The 16,510-nt window shown below is 68.3% G+C and carries 15 protein-coding genes; 4 read left to right on the top strand and 11 right to left on the bottom strand.

What is annotated here, in order from left to right; genetic code table 11:
* The first annotated feature begins 80 nt into the window (after positions 1 to 80).
* Entirely contained in the window at positions 81 to 1,166 is a 1,086-nt protein-coding gene (locus PUT80_RS22295) for a DNA cytosine methyltransferase (RefSeq protein ID WP_275293318.1), read from the top strand.
* 63 nt (positions 1,167 to 1,229) lie between these two features.
* On the opposite strand, the gene PUT80_RS22290 is transcribed toward PUT80_RS22295, so the two are convergent.
* The 8 genes from PUT80_RS22290 to pdhA all read right to left on the bottom strand — a co-directional run bounded on the left by PUT80_RS22290 (position 1,230) and on the right by pdhA (position 9,769).
* Positions 1,230 to 1,727, bottom strand: a complete 498-nt coding sequence (locus PUT80_RS22290) for a DNA topology modulation protein FlaR (RefSeq protein WP_275293317.1) — start codon at positions 1,725 to 1,727, stop codon at positions 1,230 to 1,232.
* Between the two features lie 11 nt (positions 1,728 to 1,738).
* A complete protein-coding gene (locus tag PUT80_RS22285) occupies positions 1,739 to 2,929 on the bottom strand; it encodes a hypothetical protein (RefSeq protein WP_275293316.1) in 1,191 nt (396 codons plus the stop codon).
* Entirely contained in the window at positions 2,926 to 3,510 is a 585-nt protein-coding gene (locus PUT80_RS22280) for an ATP-binding cassette domain-containing protein (protein ID WP_275293315.1), read from the bottom strand. Before PUT80_RS22280 ends, PUT80_RS22285 begins: the two co-directional genes overlap by 4 nt.
* Before the next feature lie 31 nt (positions 3,511 to 3,541).
* A complete protein-coding gene (locus tag PUT80_RS22275; protein ID WP_343076895.1) occupies positions 3,542 to 5,476 on the bottom strand; it encodes an ABC transporter ATP-binding protein in 1,935 nt (644 codons plus the stop codon).
* A gap of 20 nt (positions 5,477 to 5,496) precedes the next feature.
* Positions 5,497 to 6,069 (bottom strand): TetR/AcrR family transcriptional regulator, encoded by a 573-nt coding sequence (locus PUT80_RS22270; protein WP_275293359.1) that lies wholly within the window; start codon positions 6,067 to 6,069, stop codon positions 5,497 to 5,499.
* 106 nt (positions 6,070 to 6,175) lie between these two features.
* Positions 6,176 to 7,555, bottom strand: a complete 1,380-nt coding sequence (locus PUT80_RS22265; RefSeq protein WP_134727728.1) for a dihydrolipoamide acetyltransferase family protein — start codon at positions 7,553 to 7,555, stop codon at positions 6,176 to 6,178.
* A 16-nt stretch (positions 7,556 to 7,571) separates the two neighbouring features.
* On the bottom strand, positions 7,572 to 8,564 hold the full coding sequence (locus tag PUT80_RS22260) for an alpha-ketoacid dehydrogenase subunit beta (protein ID WP_037808984.1): 993 nt from the start codon (positions 8,562 to 8,564) through the stop codon (positions 7,572 to 7,574).
* Positions 8,564 to 9,769, bottom strand: a complete 1,206-nt coding sequence (gene pdhA / locus PUT80_RS22255; protein ID WP_037808983.1) for a pyruvate dehydrogenase (acetyl-transferring) E1 component subunit alpha — start codon at positions 9,767 to 9,769, stop codon at positions 8,564 to 8,566. Before pdhA ends, PUT80_RS22260 begins: the two co-directional genes overlap by 1 nt.
* A gap of 360 nt (positions 9,770 to 10,129) precedes the next feature.
* Here pdhA and PUT80_RS22250 point away from each other — a divergent pair, with 360 nt between their 5' ends.
* On the top strand, positions 10,130 to 11,551 hold the full coding sequence (locus tag PUT80_RS22250; RefSeq protein WP_238603755.1) for a M20/M25/M40 family metallo-hydrolase: 1,422 nt from the start codon (positions 10,130 to 10,132) through the stop codon (positions 11,549 to 11,551).
* Positions 11,552 to 11,645: 94 nt separating this feature from the next.
* On the opposite strand, the gene PUT80_RS22245 is transcribed toward PUT80_RS22250, so the two are convergent.
* Positions 11,646 to 12,659 carry an ABC transporter substrate-binding protein gene (locus PUT80_RS22245; RefSeq protein WP_275293314.1) on the bottom strand — a complete coding sequence of 338 codons (1,014 nt, stop codon included), beginning with the start codon at positions 12,657 to 12,659 and terminating at the stop codon, positions 11,646 to 11,648.
* Positions 12,660 to 12,721: 62 nt separating this feature from the next.
* Between PUT80_RS22245 and PUT80_RS22240 the strand changes: the two genes are divergently transcribed.
* Together PUT80_RS22240 and PUT80_RS22235 are read left to right on the top strand one after the other, a co-directional pair.
* Positions 12,722 to 13,738, top strand: coding sequence for an iron chelate uptake ABC transporter family permease subunit (locus tag PUT80_RS22240; RefSeq protein ID WP_037809425.1), 1,017 nt, complete (start codon positions 12,722 to 12,724; stop codon positions 13,736 to 13,738).
* Positions 13,735 to 14,715 carry an iron chelate uptake ABC transporter family permease subunit gene (locus tag PUT80_RS22235; RefSeq protein WP_051728647.1) on the top strand — a complete coding sequence of 327 codons (981 nt, stop codon included), beginning with the start codon at positions 13,735 to 13,737 and terminating at the stop codon, positions 14,713 to 14,715. The genes PUT80_RS22240 and PUT80_RS22235 overlap by 4 nt, the downstream gene beginning before the upstream one ends.
* Here the strand turns inward: PUT80_RS22235 and PUT80_RS22230 are convergent, their stop codons facing one another.
* Both PUT80_RS22230 and PUT80_RS22225 read right to left on the bottom strand, forming a co-directional pair.
* Positions 14,716 to 15,558: a transglutaminase family protein gene (locus PUT80_RS22230; RefSeq protein WP_037808975.1), complete on the bottom strand. Its 843-nt coding sequence runs from the start codon at positions 15,556 to 15,558 to the stop codon at positions 14,716 to 14,718.
* Complete coding sequence (locus PUT80_RS22225) at positions 15,555 to 16,502, bottom strand: alpha-E domain-containing protein (protein WP_009085091.1); 948 nt, start codon at positions 16,500 to 16,502, stop codon at positions 15,555 to 15,557. Before PUT80_RS22225 ends, PUT80_RS22230 begins: the two co-directional genes overlap by 4 nt.
* Between the last annotated feature and the right edge of the window lie 8 nt (positions 16,503 to 16,510).

Here is a 16,510-nt window from a genome sequence, read left to right as displayed (position 1 = left end):
CCATGAGAAGCGCCTAGTAGTCCGTGTCGGACTTGGCCAGTACGCGTTTATGTCGGACCTGCCTTATACACTCCGGTCTCATGACCGACGGACAACCACTCTCATCTTCGTCTGAGCAGGTCGAGATGGTGGATCTGTTCGCTGGTCCAGGCGGTCTCGACGTGGCTTCTCACTGGCTCGGCCTGTCAACGGTCGGGATCGAGTGGGATGCCGATGCGTGTACCACTCGCGAAGCAGCTGGGTTGCGGACCAAGCAAGGTGATGTGCGCTCTTCCAAGCCGCTCGACTACCCGGATGCTCGAATCTTGGCTGGAGGCCCGCCCTGCCAAACTTACACCGTAGCGGGGCGGGGAGAAGGGCGGAAAGCTCTCGACCAGGTGTTGTCCTTCGTCGACGATGTTGCCTGCGGCAAGGATCCGGACTTTTCCCAGGTTAAGGACGAACGGACTGGACTGGTCGTCGAGCCTCTGCGATGGGCGGTAGACGCTGCGGATCGAGGCGTCCCTTACGAAGCGATCGTTCTCGAACAGGTGCCCGCGGTACTGCCGGTATGGAAGGCGTTCGGACAGGTCCTTGAGGCGCGTGGGTACGGCGTTGCGCACGGAATCCTCCATACTGAGGAGTTCGGCGTTCCGCAGACTCGTCGCCGCGCGATACTTGTCGCCCGTCTCGGTACTGATGCGGAGCTGCCGAGACCGACCCATCGGAGGTATCGCAAAGGACAGTCCCGTAAGGAGGGCGACCGGCACCTGCGCCAGTGGAGGACCATGCGCGAAGCGCTCGGCTGGCCGGCCGGATTCACTGTGGTATCCAATTATGGGACCGGCGGAGATCCGAAGCTGCGAGGAGAACGAACTTGGAACGAACCCTCCTTCACTGTCACCGGCAAGATCTCTCGTAACCGACTGCGTGATCGGCCCGTTGGCAAGCCAGATCGCTTCACGGATCACGAGGCAGGCAGACTGCAGACGTTTCCTCGCGACTACCCCTGGTCCGGACGAGCCATTGCACAGCAAGTTGGCAACGCAATCCCTCCTCGGCTGGCTGCGCACGTCCTCGCCGCCGCGCTCGGCAAGGAACTTGACGTGAAGCTCCTCGATCGGTGTGTCCGGAAGAGCTGGCAGGACACCCGCTACGGGGTCGAAGGGTTGCTAAAAGAAGTCTGAGTTCAGCGGCATCTCTACGATGTATGCCAAACACTTCTTCGGCAGTGTTTGGATTTGCGCAGGTCAGAGGGTCTGCAGGAACGCCGACACCTCGCGCGGCGAGCGCAGCAACACCTGCCGCGCGGTCGGGGCTCCCTCGGCGATCCGCTGCAGCATCAGCGGGCGCCGGGTCGGCCACTTCCAGATCCACTGGACCAGCTCGGCGTCGATCTTCGACTCGCATCCGGCGGCCTGCGTTTCTTGGCCCCATTCGCGCAGCTGCCGTCGCACGGCGCGGAACAGGCAGGTGTAGCGGGACGCGTCCAGCAGCACGACGGTGTCGGCGAACGGCAGGCGCAGGTCGAAGGTCTTGCTGTAGTTGCCGTCGATCACCCAGCTGTCCGTGCTGGCGGCTTCGGCGACCGCCGCGCGGAACTCCGTCGGCGGGGCCGGGACCCAGCCCGGTCGCCAGTACAACCGGTCCAGATGGGTGACCGGAATGTCCAACGCCGCGCCGATCTGCCTGGCCAGCGTGGATTTTCCGGCCCCGGAGCATCCGGTGACCATGATGCGTCGCCCCATGAGCGGGGAGCCTAGGGCCAGACCGGGAGGAAGCTCGCGGCAATTAATCCCAGCACGAGGAGCTCCGGCCCCCGGACCAGCTGCCGTACCAGGCCGGCAGGGATCAGGACTCCCTCGTACAGCACCATTCCCATCGAGCTGAAGTCCAGCGGCCCGCGGGTCACCGAGCGCACGGCGGACAGCGCCGCGATCAGGGCCGCCGCGAGCGCGCCCATCGACGCTGGGATGCCGAGCAGCAGGACGACGGCGGTCCAGAGCAGGGCGAGGACGCAGAGAAAAGCGCAGGTCACGGCATGCAGGTGCAGGTCGGACGCGGCCAGCCAGCGCCGCAGCCCGGGTACCCGGTGCAACTGCGCGATCGGGGCGGTGAACGGCAATAAACCCAGGTAGCCGCCGATGCCGATCAGCCAGACCGATGTGACGGCCGGGAAGGTCGCGTGGGTCGCGACGACGGCGAGTGCCAAGAAGACCGGCAGGCCGAGTGCGGAGCGCCGGGCGAGGACTCCGGTGAGGACGTATCGGGTGACGACGAACCGGCTCGCGAGCGCATTCCGCCACGGAACTGGGCGGCCCGCCGGGAGAAGCGCCCAGACGTCCAGGAAGGCGGCGGATGTCCGGCGCACCATGCGCTCGGTGTAGTGCCGGATCAAGGTGTCTCGAGAAGCCGTGTGCGGCAAGGGAGAGGACCGGAGCAAGGCGATCGCGGCGAGACCGGCGGCGACCACGTAGGTCCACAGTGGAATGACCAGCGGCAGCGCGAGGGTGAGCGGGAGAAGGGATTCGCCGGGAAACGAACGTCGGCGGCCCAGCACCAAGGCCAGTGCGGCGACGACCACGAAAAGCGCGACCGGACCGACCAGCGAGCTGGGAAAGCCGATGAGCATCCCGGACACCGCGAAGAAATAAGCCGCCACGGCGAACCGGGCGGCCCAGTCCAGTACGAGCCGCCGGGTGAGCACGGCGGGGCGCTGGTCGTCGAAATCGTCCCAGGTCAGCGTGGCCGGATGGGCCCAGACGTACCCGCGGCGCAGCGTCGCCCGCCAGGCAAGGGCGAGGCCGGTGCACAGCACGAGCACGCTGCCGAGCGCGCCCACCGGAGCACCGCCGATCAGCTGGCTGCGCACTAGTTCGGTGTTGTAGAAGGGCGATCCCAGCAGGCCGACCGCGATGACCAGCGCCAGGACCAGGTCCGGGCGTTTCACAGGTCCACCACGTAATCCGCGACCTCGTCCGCGAGCGGCGGGTGATGGCTCGCCACCACGACCGCCGCGCCGCGCTGCGTACTGGTGGTGACCAGGGTGGACAGCCAGGCCCGGCCCTCGGCGTCCAGGGCGCGTTCCGGTTCGTCCAGCAGCAGTACCTCGTGCGGACGCGCGACCGCGGCGTGCAGCAGGAGCCGACGGCGTTGTCCGGCGGAGAGTTCCGCCGCGGGCACATCGGGAGCCGGGAGCGGGCCTTCGGCCAGTTCGCCGCCGAAGGAATTGCGCAGCAGATCGAGATGCTGGCGCGGGGTGAGTTCGTCGAAGAGCGCCGAATCGTCGAAAAGCACGGAAACCCGGCGGCGGAAAGCGGCGGACCGCTCGTCCGGCGGCCCGCCGCAGACGGACACGGAACCGGACGTCGGCGCCTGATTCCCGTAAAGACACCGCAGCAACGTCGATTTGCCCGCTCCGTTGGCACCGCGGACGACCAGGCATTCGCCGGCGTCGACGGCCAGGTCGAGACCGCTGAACAGCGCCGTCTCGCCCGCGGTGACCCCCAGGTCTTGAGTGGTGATGAGCACGAAACCCCCTCGGCTGATCACCCCAAGATAGTCACTTCAAGTACGCCTCCGCTTGCAGCGTGAACAATTCCGCGTACCCGGCATCGGCCGCCATCAGCGCTTCGTGCGTGCCGTATTCCGCGACCTTCCCGTGGTCCAGCAGCAGAATGCGCTCGGCTTGGCGGACCGTCGAGAACCGGTGCGAGATGTACAGCGTCGTCCGTCCGCGAGACAACGTGTGCAGCCGGTCGAACAGGTCGTGCTCGGCCTGCGCGTCCAGTGCCGACGTCGGCTCGTCCAGGATCAGGATCGGGGCCTCGCGCTGGAAAGCCCTGGCCAGCGCGATTTTCTGCCATTCCCCGCCGGACAGCGACACGCCCTGGTCGAACCACCGGCCCAGCGGGCTGTCGTACCCGGTCGGCAGCCGGGCGATGCGCTCGTCGGCTCCGGCGCGGCGGGCGGAGTCCTCGATGTGCTCGCGGTCGGTGAGCCGGTTCAGGTCGCCGAGGCCGATGTTCTCCGCCGCGGTTCCCTGGTACGTCACGTAATCCTGGAACATCGCGCTGATCTTGGTGCGCAGTTCCGCCGGGTCGTACTCGCGGATGTCGACGCCGTCCAGCAGGATCCGGCCCGCGGTCGGGTCGTAGAGCCGGCACAGCAGTTTGAACAGCGTCGATTTGCCCGCGCCGTTGCGGCCCACCACGGCGACCGTTTCGCCGGGACGGATCTCGAAACTCACCCCGTGCAGCGCCGGTTCGTCCGCGCCCGGGTAACTGAAGCTCACCGACTCGAACTGGATGTGTCCATCCACAGTGGACGGAAGCGGGCGCGGTTTCGCCGGTGCGGTGATTTCCGGTTTGGTGTCGAGGAATTTGTACAGCGTGTCCAGGTAGAGATTGTTCTCGTACATCCCGGAAAACGCGGTGAACAACCCGGTCACCGAACTTTGCACGGACGTCGCGGCGGCCGTGTACAGCGCCAGATCGCCCAGCGTGAGCCGTCCGCCGACCGCTTCCAGCGCGATGTACAACGCGATCGCCGAGCCGACCAGCGTGCTGAGCAGTCCCCACGACGTCGAGCTGACATTCCGTTTCACCGTCAGCTTCCGCTGCCGTTCGTAAGCCACCACGCCGAGCTTCCGGAACCGGTCCACGAAGTACGGGCCGAGGCCGAACAGCTTGGTCTCCTTGGCATACGTGTCCGTTGTGACCAAAGAGGACAGATAGTCCATCCGCCGTTTGATCGGCGACATCATGAACGTGAGCCAGAACGCCCGCGAACCGTACTTCGACTGCGAGATGAACGCCGGGATCGGGGCCAGCAAAGCGACCATCGCGAGCAGCGGGCTGATCGACACCAGCAACGCGATCATGCTGGCGAAGGTGATCAGCGTCCGGATCAGGCCGAGCGCCGAGGTCATCATCGACAATGGACGCGTCGGCGCTTCCTGCGCGGCCTGGCGGAGCATGTCGTACGAGGTCGAACCTTCGAAGTACGCCAGGTGCAGATCGCTCGCGTGCCGCATGACCTGGTGCCGGATGGTGAGCGTCATCCGTTCCTGCAGCAGGGATTGCGCGATCGTGGTGAGCGAGCTGCTGATCGCGGTCGCCGCCAGCACGCCGAACTGGAACAGCGTGATGCGCACGATGTCCGTGGTCGACCCGCGGTGCTGGATCGCCGCGACCACCGAATCGAGCAGGATTTTCGCGATATACGCGGTGACCGTCGGCAGCAGGCCGGAGGCCAGCGTGATCACCGCGAGCACGATCGTCAGCGTCGGGCTGGCCTGCCAGGTCAGCTTCGCGACCTTCGGCAGGCCGCGGACGGTGCCCGCCACCGAGGTACGCATCCGCGAAAGGCGCGCCCGCACGCCTTTCGGTTGTTCCGGCTGCTCCGGTTCCGGGATGTCGACCGGCCCGGTGAGTCCGCTGTCCGGCACGGATTGCGCCATCCTGCGGCGACCGCGGCGGCCGAGGGCCATCTCGATCCCGCCCCCACCGCCGGGGATCACGCCAGCACCGAACCGTGCAGGAAGACGTCGATGACCTCGTCAGTAGTCGGGGAACCGGGCATCTGGCGGGATTGCGTGAACAGCAGCGCCAGGAACAGCGAAGCGGCCTTGTCGACCGGCAGCCGCAGCCGGGCGGCGTCCGGGACGAACAGCTCCCGCACCGCGCGCTGCATCGCTTCGAGCGACTCGCGGCGGCTGTCCCCGGTGACCGACTTGCGGTTGCGCGCCGCCTCCGCCGCCGCGCGCGGCCGTCCCTTCATCGTCGCGGCCATCACCGCGCCCATGCGCTGGAGGTGCGCGTTCATCGCCTCGGCGGCCTCCGCCAGCCGCTTCTCCAGCGGCAGCTCGGCCGGGATCTCCCCGATCATCTCCAGTGCCTCCGCCGGATCGAGCGCGGCTTCCACACACGCGTCGAACAGTTCGTCCTTGTCCTGGAAAACCCGGAAGATGGTGCCCTCGCCGATCCCGGCGGCGCGGGCGATCTGCGCGGTCGTGACCCCGCGGCCGTGCTCGACGACCAGCGGAAGCACCGCGCGGACGATCATCCGCCGCCGGTCGTCCGGCGCCATCCCGGGCGCTCTTTTTCTTGTCTCCATGCGCTCCACGGTACGGAGTGAGTGCTCACTCCGTCAACGGATTAAAACGAAGGGGCCGTGCGCACACGGCCCCCTCGGCTCAGTACGTGATCGCGACCGCCGGATCGGCGAGCAGCGCACCGACGTCGGCGAGGAACTCCGACCCCTGCTGCCCGTCGACCACCCGGTGGTCGAAGCTCAGCGACAACTGCATCACCTTGCGCACCTTGATCTCGCCGTCGACCACCCACGGGGTGTCGCGGATCGCCCCGACCGCCAGGATCGCCGACTCGCCCGGGTTGATGATGGGCGTGCCGGTGTCGACGCCGAACACGCCGACGTTGGTGATGGTGAACGTGCCGCCCAGCATCGCCGCCGGCGTCGTCTTGCCCTCGCGCGCGACGTCGGTCAGCTCGGTGAGCGCGACCGCGAGTTCCTTGAGCGACAAGGAATCCGCGTCCCGGATCTTCGGCACCACGAGACCGCGCGGGGTCGCCGCCGCGATGCCGAGGTGCACGTAGTCCTTGTAGACGATCTCCTGCGCCGCGTCGTCCCACACCGCGTTGACGTCCGGCGTGCGCTTCGCCGCGAGGCACACCGCCTTCGCCGCGAACGCCAGCGGAGTGAGCTTGACGCCGCTGAACTCGCGCGACTTCTTGAGCTTCTCGCGCAGTTCCATCATCGGCGTGACGTCGATGGTGAGGAACTCCGTGACGTGCGGAGCGGTGTACGCGCTCTGCACCATCGCGGCCGCGGTCGCCTTGCGGACCCCCTTGATCGGCACGCGCCGCTCGCGGGTCGCCGGGTCGTAGCCGGAATCCACAGTGGACACTGCGGGCGCGGCGGAACCGTTGGCGGCCCGGTGGACGTCGTCGCGGGTGATCACGCCGCCGTCCGCGCTGCCGGTGAGCGAGTGCAGGTCGACGCCGAGGTCCTTGGCCAGCTTGCGGACCGGCGGTTTGGCCAGCGGGACGTAACCGCCACGCGATGCCGCCGATCCTGCCGGTGCCACGGGGGCCGGGGATCGCCCCAATGTGGCATTGGGTGCATGTGACGCACCCAATGTGGCGTTCGGTGCATCTGAGGCACCCAATGCCACATTGGGGTGCTTGCGCGCCCGCCGGGTAGTCCCGGCCGCCTTGGAGCCGTAGCCGACCAGCGGCTTCATCTCCTCCTCGGCCGGAGCGGCGGGCTCGGCGGAAGCGGCCGCGGGAGCAGGAGCGGCTTTCCCGTCCGGATCCACGTCCATGGTCAGGATCGGCGTCCCGACCTCCACCGTCTGCCCCGGCTCCACGTGCAGCTCGGTGACCACACCGGCCCACGGGATCGGCAATTCGACGGCGGCCTTCGCGGTCTCGACCTCGACCACGATCTGGTTGACCGTGACCGTGTCGCCCGGCTTCACGCGCCAGGCCAGGATGTCGGCCTCGGTGAGCCCCTCCGCCGTGTCCGACAAGGGGAACTGTTTGTACTCAGGCATTTCTGCGGGAACCCCCTTACCAGGCGAGCGAACGGTCGACAGCGTGCAGGACCCGGTCGAGGTCGGGGAGGTAATGCTCCTCGAGCTTCGCAGGCGGGTACGGCGTGTCGAATCCGGTCACGCGCAGGACGGGGGACTCAAGGGAGTAGAAGCATTCCTGCTGGACCCGGGCCGCGATCTCCGAGGTCAGCGAGGATTCCGACGGCGCTTCGCTGACCGCGATGAGCCGTCCGGTCTTGCGGACCGATTCGAACACCGGTCCGAGGTCGAGCGGCGAGAGCGTGCGCAGGTCGATGACCTCCAGCGACTTGCCCTCGGACTCGGCGGCCGTAGCGGCTTCGAGCGCCACCTTCACCGACGGGCCGTACGCGACCACCGTGGCGTCCGTGCCCGCGCGCACCACCTGCGACGCGAACACCTTCGACGGCGCCGTCGAGGTGTCGACCTCCATCTTCAACGCACCCGAGTGGTACAGCTTCTTGGGCTCGAAGAAGAGGATCGGGTCGTCCGAACGGATGGCCTCCTGGATGCCCCAGTAAGCGTCCACCGCGTTCGAAATCGACACCACCTTGAGGCCGGCGATGTGCGAGAACAGCGATTCCGGCGATTCCGAGTGGTGCTCCACCGCGCCGATCCCGCCGCCGAACGGCACCCGGATCACGACGGGCATCTTGACCTTGCCCTGCGTGCGGTAGTGCAGTTTCGCCAGCTGCGAGGAGATCTGGTCGAAGCCGGGGAAGATGAAGCCTTCGAACTGGATCTCGCACACCGGCCGGAAACCGCGCACGGCGAGGCCGACCGCGGTGCCGATAATGCCCGATTCGGCCAGCGGCGTGTCCAGCACGCGCTGCTCGCCGAAGTCCTTCTGCAGGCCGTCGGTGATCCGGAAGACGCCGCCGAGCTTGCCGACGTCCTCCCCCATGATCAGGACCTTCGGATCCTCCTCCATCGCGCGCCGGAGACCGAGGTTGAGCGCCTTGCCGATCGTGAGCTTCTGCAGATCAGTCATCAGTGCTCACCTGCCGCGGCGAAACCGTCGAGATAGGACAGATACTCCTCGCGCTGCGCTTCCAGCACCGGCGAGGGTTCTGCGTACACCTGGGAAAACACCCGGTCCGGCGGCGGCTCGGGCATGTTGAACGTGTAGTCGCGCAGGTCCGCGGCGAACTGGTCCGCCTCGGCCTGGACGCTGTCGAAGAACGCCTGGTCGGCGTGCCCGTTCCGAGCCAGGAACGCACGCACGCGCTCGATCGGGTCCTTGAGCTTCCACTCCTCCAGCTCGTCCGAGAGCCGGTAGCGGGTGGGGTCGTCGGTGGTGGTGTGCGCGTCCATCCGGTAGGTGAACGCCTCGATCAGCACCGGACCGTTGCCGTGCCGGCATTCCTCCAGCGCCCACCGGGTGACGGCGAGGCAGGCGAGGACGTCGTTGCCGTCCACGCGGATGCCGGGGAAGCCGTAACCGCGGGCGCGCTGGTACAGCGGCAGCCGCGACTGGCGTTCGGTCGGCTCGGAAATCGCCCACTGGTTGTTCTGGCAGAAGAAGACCAGCGGCGCGTCGTACACCGCGGCCCAGACGAAACCTTCGTGGACGTCGCCCTGCGAAGTCGCGCCGTCACCGAAGTAGCAGATGGTGGCCTCGCCACCCTCGTCGCCGACCTTGCCCTCGAACTTCTGGCCCATCGCGTAACCGGCCGCGTTGAGCACCTGGTTGCCGATGACGATCGTGTACGGGTGGAACCGGTGGGCCTGGTAGTCCCAGCCGCTGTGGTCAGTGCACCGGAAAATGCCGATCAGGTCGCGCATGTCGACGCCGCGGGTGTACGCGACGCCGTGCTCGCGGTAGCTCGGGAACGCCATGTCCCGCGGCTGCAGCGCGCGGCCGGACCCGACCTGCGCGGCTTCCTGGCCGAGCAGCGGCACCCAGATGCCCAGCTGCCCCTGCCGCTGCATCGCGTTGGCCTCGCGGTCCGCGCGGCGCACCAGCACCATGTCGCGGTAGAGGTTCTTCAGCGTTTCGTCGTCGACGTCCTCGACGTAGCGGTCGAACCGCTCGGACGGGACCCGCTGGCCCTCGGGGGTGAGCAGCTGAGTGAGCTCAGCGCCACCTTCGCTTGTCGCTCGCAAACCGGCGATCACCTGTTCGGGGGAAGGCTGGGCCGCTACGGCGGCCGGCCCGTCTCCAGGTTCCGGGTGCGTCCACTGTTCGGACGGCATGAGCTGTTCTCCTCGGTGTCGGCGCCGCGAGCGGCCGCTTGTGGCGGCCACAGCGACTGCACCGGCGGGGACCGGCTCCTCGGGTCCGAGGCTCCCGGCCACCGTCGGCGTTGACGGTTCGTGGCCACATCCTGGCACGAGAATTGCTCCGATGGAGAGCGGCAGTTGCTGATTTGTTGCTGAGAAAACCTCGCTGAACAGGGGAAACGCTTGGAAGCCCGAGTATGGGAGAGGCGATGGTCGGGCGGCCATCCCGCGTCCTACCTGCCCTCGCGGGCGACGGCGGCCCGGCTATGCGGACTGAGCACTCGAGACGTTCACTCGTGCCGGTGACGTCGGTCACCGTGGCAAGATGGCGCTGTGGAACAAAAATCCGTACGCGAATCCGTGGTCTCGACGTGGATCAACGACGTCACGCCGAGCCTGTCCGGTCTGGTCGCGATCCCCGCGCTGTCCCCGGCGTTCGACGCGGACTGGGCGTCGACCGGGCATCTCGCCGCCGCCGTCCAGCACGTCAAGACCTACCTCGAGGGGCGCGACCTGCCGGGCGCGCGGATCGAGGTCGTCGAGCTGGAAGGCCGTTCCCCGCTGCTGTTCGTCGACGTGCCGGCCACCCCGGGCGCGACGAACAAGGGCACCGTCCTGATGTACGGCCACCTGGACAAGCAGCCCCCGGTCGGCGGCTGGTCCGAGGGCCTCGACCCGTGGACGCCGGTGATCCGCGACGGACGGCTGTACGGCCGCGGTTCGGTGGACGACGGCTACTCCGGGTACGCGGCCAGTGCCGCGCTGGAAGCGGTGCACGCGGCCGGCGGCGAACACGCGCGCATCGCGCTGCTGCTGGAAACCGGCGAGGAATCCGGCAGCCCGGACCTGCCCGCCTACCTGGAGCACCTGAGCGCGCGGCTCGGCGAAGTCAGCCTGGTCGTGTGCCTCGACGCGGGCGGCATGGACTACGAGCGGTTGTGGCTCACCACGAGCCTGCGCGGCATGGTGCACCTGACGGTCAACGTCCAGCTGCTCGCCACCGCGCAGCACTCCGGCCTGGCCAGCGGTGTCGTCGCGAGTTCGTTCCGCGTGCTGCGGCAGTTGCTGGAGCGGATCGAGAACTCGGAAACCGGCGAGATCAAGCTGTCCGAGCTGAACGTCGAGGTGCCGGCCAGCCGCCGCGCCGAGATCGAGGCGGTCGCGGAGGTGGCCCCGGACGCGCTGCGCACCGCGTTCCCGTTGGTGAGCGGCGGAAAGACGGTGTCCGAGGACGCGCTTGAGCTGCTGCTGAACAACTACTGGCGGCCGACGCTGTCGATCATCGGCGGCGAAGGGCTCCCGCTGCCCGCCGAAGCGGGCAACGTGCTGCGGCAGAGCACCACCCTCACGCTGAGCTTCCGCCTGCCGCCCACAGCGGTCGCGGACGACGCGCTGGCGGCGATCAAGCGGGTGCTGACCACGGATGTTCCATACGGCGCGAAGGTCACCATCGCCGAGGACCAGCAGGCGGAGAACGGCTGGAACGCGCCGGAGGAAGCCGCGTGGCTCACCGACGCGCTGCGCCGGGTCGACGACGAGGTGTTCGGCCGTCCGCACCGCGCCGCGGGCATGGGCGGGTCGATCCCGTTCATGGGCCTGCTCGGCGAGAAGTACCCGGAGGCGCAGTTCCTGGTCACCGGCGCGTGCGGGGCGGACTCGAACATCCACGTGCCCGACGAGTGGCTGAACCTGGACTACGCCCAGCAGGTCACCGAAGCGGTGGCGCACCTCCTGGACGCGCACGCCCGCAGCTGACCTGGCGCGCGCCCCAATGTGGCATTGGGTGCATCTAACGCAACCAATGCCACATTGGGTGCGTCGCATGCACCCAATGCCACATTGGGGTGCTTTAGGCGAACTTGGCCAGCGCGTCGGCGACCCGGGTCTGCTCCGGCGCGAACCGCTGGTACGAGAACGGCGTCTCGTTGTTCCACGGGATCAGCTTGCCCGCCTTCACCGCGGGCAGCTGCTGCCAGGTCGGGACGCCGCCGAGGCCGTCCGGGCCGAGCGACAGCGAACCGCCGCGCGAGTCGTACATGATCACGTCGGCCGAGTATTTGCCGACGTTCTCCCAGCTCACCTGCTCGTAGTAGCCGCCCTGGCTCTCGTCCGGCTTCTCCGGCAGGACGAAGTGCATTCCCTTGTCCTGGTAGTGCTTCGAGGTCGCGAACTTCGAAGGATTGGCCACGTACACCGTGTCCTTCTGCGCGGACAGCAGCACGACCTTCAGCCCGGCCGTCTTCTTGACCGCGTCGGCGAACTTGGCGTCCGCGGCCTCGTACTTCTCCTTCGCCTGCTGGATTTCCGGCGTCGCGACGTTCGCGCCGAGCGCCTTCGCCAGCGCCTCGAACTTCGCGATCCCTTGCGGCATCGCGATGTCCTGCAGTCCGATGCCGACACTCGGCGCGGCCTTGTCCACCTTGTCCGCCAAGGTGTCCGGCACGTACCACATCTGCTGCTTCAGATACATCACGCTGACCAGCAGTTGCGGGTTCAGCGACACGAACTTGTCGAAGTTGAACTCGTTCCAGACGTTGCCCAGCGAGGTCACCGTCTTCAGGTCGACGCCGCCCGCTTGCGGATCGGTCTTGCCGTCCGGCAGCTTCGACGGGCCGAAGATCCCCACCGATTTCACGCCGAAGTCCCACAGCGCGGCCGCGGCGGTCACCTGTGCGACGATCCGCTGTGGACGTTCGCCGCTGAGCTTGCGGCCGCGGTCGTCGGTGAAGGACCACGTCGCGCCGCCGCCGGCAGCGGGCTGGTCGTCTTTGTACCCGCAGGCGCTCAGCAGGCCGAGGGTGCCCGCGGCGGCGGTGCCGGCGAGAAAACCGCGGCGGGACAGCCGCGCCGGTGAGAGGGTCATCGGAACTCCGGAGGATCGGGTGAGGTACCGCCTGAGGTTAGCCTTGCCTTAGGGTGAACGCCATGGTCCTGCTTGGGGAGCGCGTCACATCCCGGCGCTGGGGCGTCCGCGCGACAGTCCTGGTCGCGGCGCTCGTCGCCCTAGTCGCGGTCGTGGTGCTGTCCATCGCGTTCGGCTCCAACCGGTTGCCGCTCGGCAGCGTCTGGCACGCCTTGTTCTCCTACAGCGGCACGTTCGAGGACGTGGTGATCCGCGACGACCGGCTGCCGCGGACGCTGCTCGGGCTGGCCGTCGGCGTCGGGCTCGGGCTGGCCGGCGCGCTGCTGCAGGCGATCACGCGCAACCCGGTCGCCGACCCCGGCCTGCTCGGCATCAACCACGGCGCGGCGGTCGCGATCGTGCTGGGCGGCGCGGTGTTCTCGGTGTCTTCGCCGCAGCAGCTGGTGTGGTTCGCCTTCTTCGGCGCATTGGCCGGAACGGTCCTGGTCACGGTGATCGGCGGCTCGGTGAGCCCGCTGCGGCTGGTGCTCGCGGGCGTCGCGGTGCAGGCCGTGTTCGTCGGGATCAACCAGGGCATGCAGATGATCAACACGCACAGCCTCGACCAGATGCGGTACTGGCTCGTCGGCTCGCTGGTGAACCGGAACCTCGACAGCCTCGCCGGGCTGCTGCCGTTCTTCCTGGCCGCCCTGGTGGTCGCGGGAGTGCTCGCCCGGCCGCTCAACGCGGTCGCGCTCGGGGACGACAGCGCACGCGGGCTCGGCGCGAATCCGGTGCTGACCCGCGCGGTCGGCATGATCGCGGTCGGCCTGCTTTCCGCGACCGCGACCGCGGCGTGCGGTCCCATCGCGTTCGTCGGGCTGATGATCCCGCACGTCGTGCGCGCGCTGGTCGGCCAGGACGAACGGTGGGTGCTGCCGTTGTCCGCGCTGCTCGGGCCGGTACTGCTGCTCGGCTGCGACGTGCTCGGCCGGCTGCTCGGCGGCAACGGCGAAATCCAGGTGGGCCTGATGACGGACGTGATCGGCGGCATCGCCTTCGTGATCGTGGCGCGGCGGTTGAAGGCGGTGCGGCGATGAGGACGTGGGTGGTCGTCGGACTGCTGACGCTGGTGGCGGCAGTGCTTCTGGTGCTCGCCGTGGGCACCGGCGATTACGAGATGTCGCCGCTCGAAGTGCTGCAGACGCTCGCCGGATCCGGCACGAAGGCGCAGTACCTGGTCGTCACCGGTCGGTTGCCGCGTGCGTTGGTGGCGATCTTCGTCGGCGTCGCGCTCGCGCTGGCGGGCACGGTCTTCCAGACGGTGACCCGGAATCCGCTCGGCAGCCCGGACATCATCGGCTTCACCACCGGCTCGGCGACCGGCGGGATCATGATGATCCTGCTGTTCGGCGCGGGTCCTGGCCTGGTGTCGGTCGGCGCCGTCGCGGGCGGCCTGCTCACCGCGTTGCTGGTCACCGCGCTGTGCGCGCCGCACGGTTTGCTCAGCTCACGGCTGGTGCTGCTGGGCATCGCGGTGAGCGCGGTGCTGGCCGGGGTGAACGGTTACCTGCTGGTGCAAGCGAAACTCGAAGCCGCGGCACAGGCGGTCGGCTGGCTGACCGGCGATCTCGCCGGTCGTGACTGGAACTACTTCATCCCGCTGTGCCTGGCCGTCGTGGTGCTCGCGCCGTTCATCTTCGTGCACCAGCCCGCGCTGCGGATGCTGGAAATGGGCGACGACGCCGCGGTCGCCGTGGGCGTCGCGGTGCCGCGAGTGCGTGCGGTGGTGCTGCTGGCGGCGGTCGCGTTGGCCGCTTCCGCGACCGCGGCGGCCGGGCCGATCCCGTTCGTCGCCCTTGCCGCGCCGCAACTCGCCCGCCGCCTGACCCGTCGACCGGGACCGAACCTGCTCGCCTCCGCGGCGATGGGCGCGGTGCTGGTGCTGGCGGCGGACTTCGTCGGCCAGCGTGTTTTGGACGCTTCGCTGCTTCCGGTGGGCGTGGTCGCGGCGGCGCTGGGCGGCGGGTATCTGTTGTGGCTGTTGACAGTTTCCCGGCGCCGCCAGACCGCGTGATCAAGCCATCCGGGTCAGTTCCACCGAGACATCCAAAGTGGACTGACTGGCCCCGGTGAAGATCCCCTTCAACGGAGCCACGTCCGCGTAATCGCGGCCGGTCGCGACCCACACGTGCCGCGGCCCGACCGGGATCGCGTTCGTCGGGTCGTGCGCCCACCAGCCGCCGGTCCACACGTCGACCCAGGCGTGGCTTTCGCCCTCCACCTTCTCACCGAGCTTGGCCTCGGGCTTGGTGTGCAGGTAGCCCGAGCAGTACCGCGCCGGGATGCCGATCGCGCGCAGCATCACCAGCGAGACGTGCGCGAAGTCCTGGCACACGCCCTCGCGCGCTCGCCACGAATCGGTCGCCGTGCTGTGTACACCAGTGGTGCCGGGCTGGTATTTCAGCTGCTCGTTCACCCAGCCGCAGATTGCGAGCACCGCGTCCGCCGGGTCCAAGCCCTTGCGCAGCGCTCGGGCCTGTTTGGACAGTTCCTGGTCGTTCGGCGTGTAGGGCGTCGGCGTCAAATACTCTGTGCGCTGATCGCGGACGGTCTCGCTCTGCAGTTCCTTCCACGTCGCCGAACGCACCGGTTCCGCCTCGTCCGCGGTCTCCACAACCGAGGTCGCGAGCACGGTGAACTCGGTGTGCGGCGCGTGCAGGTCGAACGAGGTGACGTCGGTGCCCCAGTAATCGGTGTAGCGATAGGCCCGGGTGGCCGGGGAGGTTTCGATGCGAGTGGCCAAAGTGGTCTGCCGCCGGTCGGAGCGCGGGGTGAGCCGGGCTTCGTTGTACGACTGGGTGGCCGGGGTCGCGTACCGGTAGCCGGTCCGGTGTGTCACCCGCAGTTGCCAGCTCACAGGGACACCTCCGCACCGCTCCACGCCACCCACGGCGACGTGTGGAAGTACTGAATGGACACTGCTTCCCCGACTTCCTTGATCGCTTCCTGCAATCCGCGCAGCCGCCGGGGCAGGTCGTCCAGCAGTGCCGCGGGGTGGAGGAATTCCAGCTCGCTGCGGGCACGGCCGAGCAGCCGGACGGCCTCGGACTTTTCGTTGCCCCGGGCGTTGATTCCCGGATCGAGCTGGCGTAAACAATCCTCCGCCTGGCGCAGCGCGTGGAAGACCGAACGCGGGAACAACGTGTCCCTGAGCAGGAATTGCACCACGCGGGCCGCGTCGAGCGCGCCGCGGTTGGTGCGCAGGTACGTGTCCTGCGCGCCGGCTGAGCGAAGCACGGTCATCCACCCCGGCGACGACGCGCGGTCGGAAACGCGCGAAAGCAGCAGCCGCACCACCATGTCCGCGCGTTCGACCGATCGGCCGAGCACCAGGAACAGCCAGCCGTCGTCGCGGCTCATCGTGGAATCGGCGAGCCCGGCGAACATCGCCGCCCGTTCCTCCACAAAGGACAGAAAGGCGTGCGGTCCGGCGCGGCGGGCGTAACGCTGCCGGTCCGGCACCGCGTTCCAGGTCGCGTTCAGGCATTCCCACAGCTCGGTCGAAACGACCTCGCGCGCGCCGCGGGTGTTCTCTCGCGCGGAGTTGATCGAACCGACGATGGACGACGGATTGTCCTTCGCGTAGGCGACCAGTTCGGTCAGCTTCCACACGTCGAGCGCGTCGCCCGCGTCGAACGGGATGCCGAGCACGGCGAGCAGCTGCCGGCTGACGTGGTCCGGATCGACGCTCGCGTCTTCCAGCAGCTGATGCACCGAGACGTTCAGGATGCGGGAGGTGTCGTCGGCGCGTTCGACGTAACGGCCGATCCAGTACAGCGACTCCGCGTTGCGGGCCAGCATCATGTTTC

The sequence above is a fragment of the Amycolatopsis sp. La24 genome (assembly GCF_029087445.1).
Classification (GTDB): Bacteria; Actinomycetota; Actinomycetes; order Mycobacteriales; family Pseudonocardiaceae; genus Amycolatopsis; species Amycolatopsis nivea.
The sequence above is the reverse complement of the archived record's forward strand: the minus strand, read 5'-3'. Positions and strand labels throughout refer to the sequence as shown.

Excerpts from the sequence above, each read along its gene's own strand:
- PUT80_RS22295 (WP_275293318.1), top strand. The coding sequence starts at position 81 with ATGACCGACGGACAACCACTCTCATCTTCGTCTGAGCAGGTCGAGATG.
- PUT80_RS22290 (WP_275293317.1), bottom strand. The coding sequence starts at position 1,727 with ATGGGGCGACGCATCATGGTCACCGGATGCTCCGGGGCCGGAAAATCC.
- PUT80_RS22270 (WP_275293359.1), bottom strand. The coding sequence starts at position 6,069 with ATGGCGCCGGACGACCGGCGGCGGATGATCGTCCGCGCGGTGCTTCCG.
- PUT80_RS22265 (WP_134727728.1), bottom strand. The coding sequence starts at position 7,555 with ATGCCTGAGTACAAACAGTTCCCCTTGTCGGACACGGCGGAGGGGCTC.
- PUT80_RS22260 (WP_037808984.1), bottom strand. The coding sequence starts at position 8,564 with ATGACTGATCTGCAGAAGCTCACGATCGGCAAGGCGCTCAACCTCGGT.
- pdhA (WP_037808983.1), bottom strand. The coding sequence starts at position 9,769 with ATGCCGTCCGAACAGTGGACGCACCCGGAACCTGGAGACGGGCCGGCC.
- PUT80_RS22245 (WP_275293314.1), bottom strand. The coding sequence starts at position 12,659 with ATGACCCTCTCACCGGCGCGGCTGTCCCGCCGCGGTTTTCTCGCCGGC.
- PUT80_RS22240 (WP_037809425.1), top strand. The coding sequence starts at position 12,722 with ATGGTCCTGCTTGGGGAGCGCGTCACATCCCGGCGCTGGGGCGTCCGC.
- PUT80_RS22235 (WP_051728647.1), top strand. The coding sequence starts at position 13,735 with ATGAGGACGTGGGTGGTCGTCGGACTGCTGACGCTGGTGGCGGCAGTG.
- PUT80_RS22225 (WP_009085091.1), bottom strand. The coding sequence starts at position 16,502 with ATGCTGGCCCGCAACGCGGAGTCGCTGTACTGGATCGGCCGTTACGTC.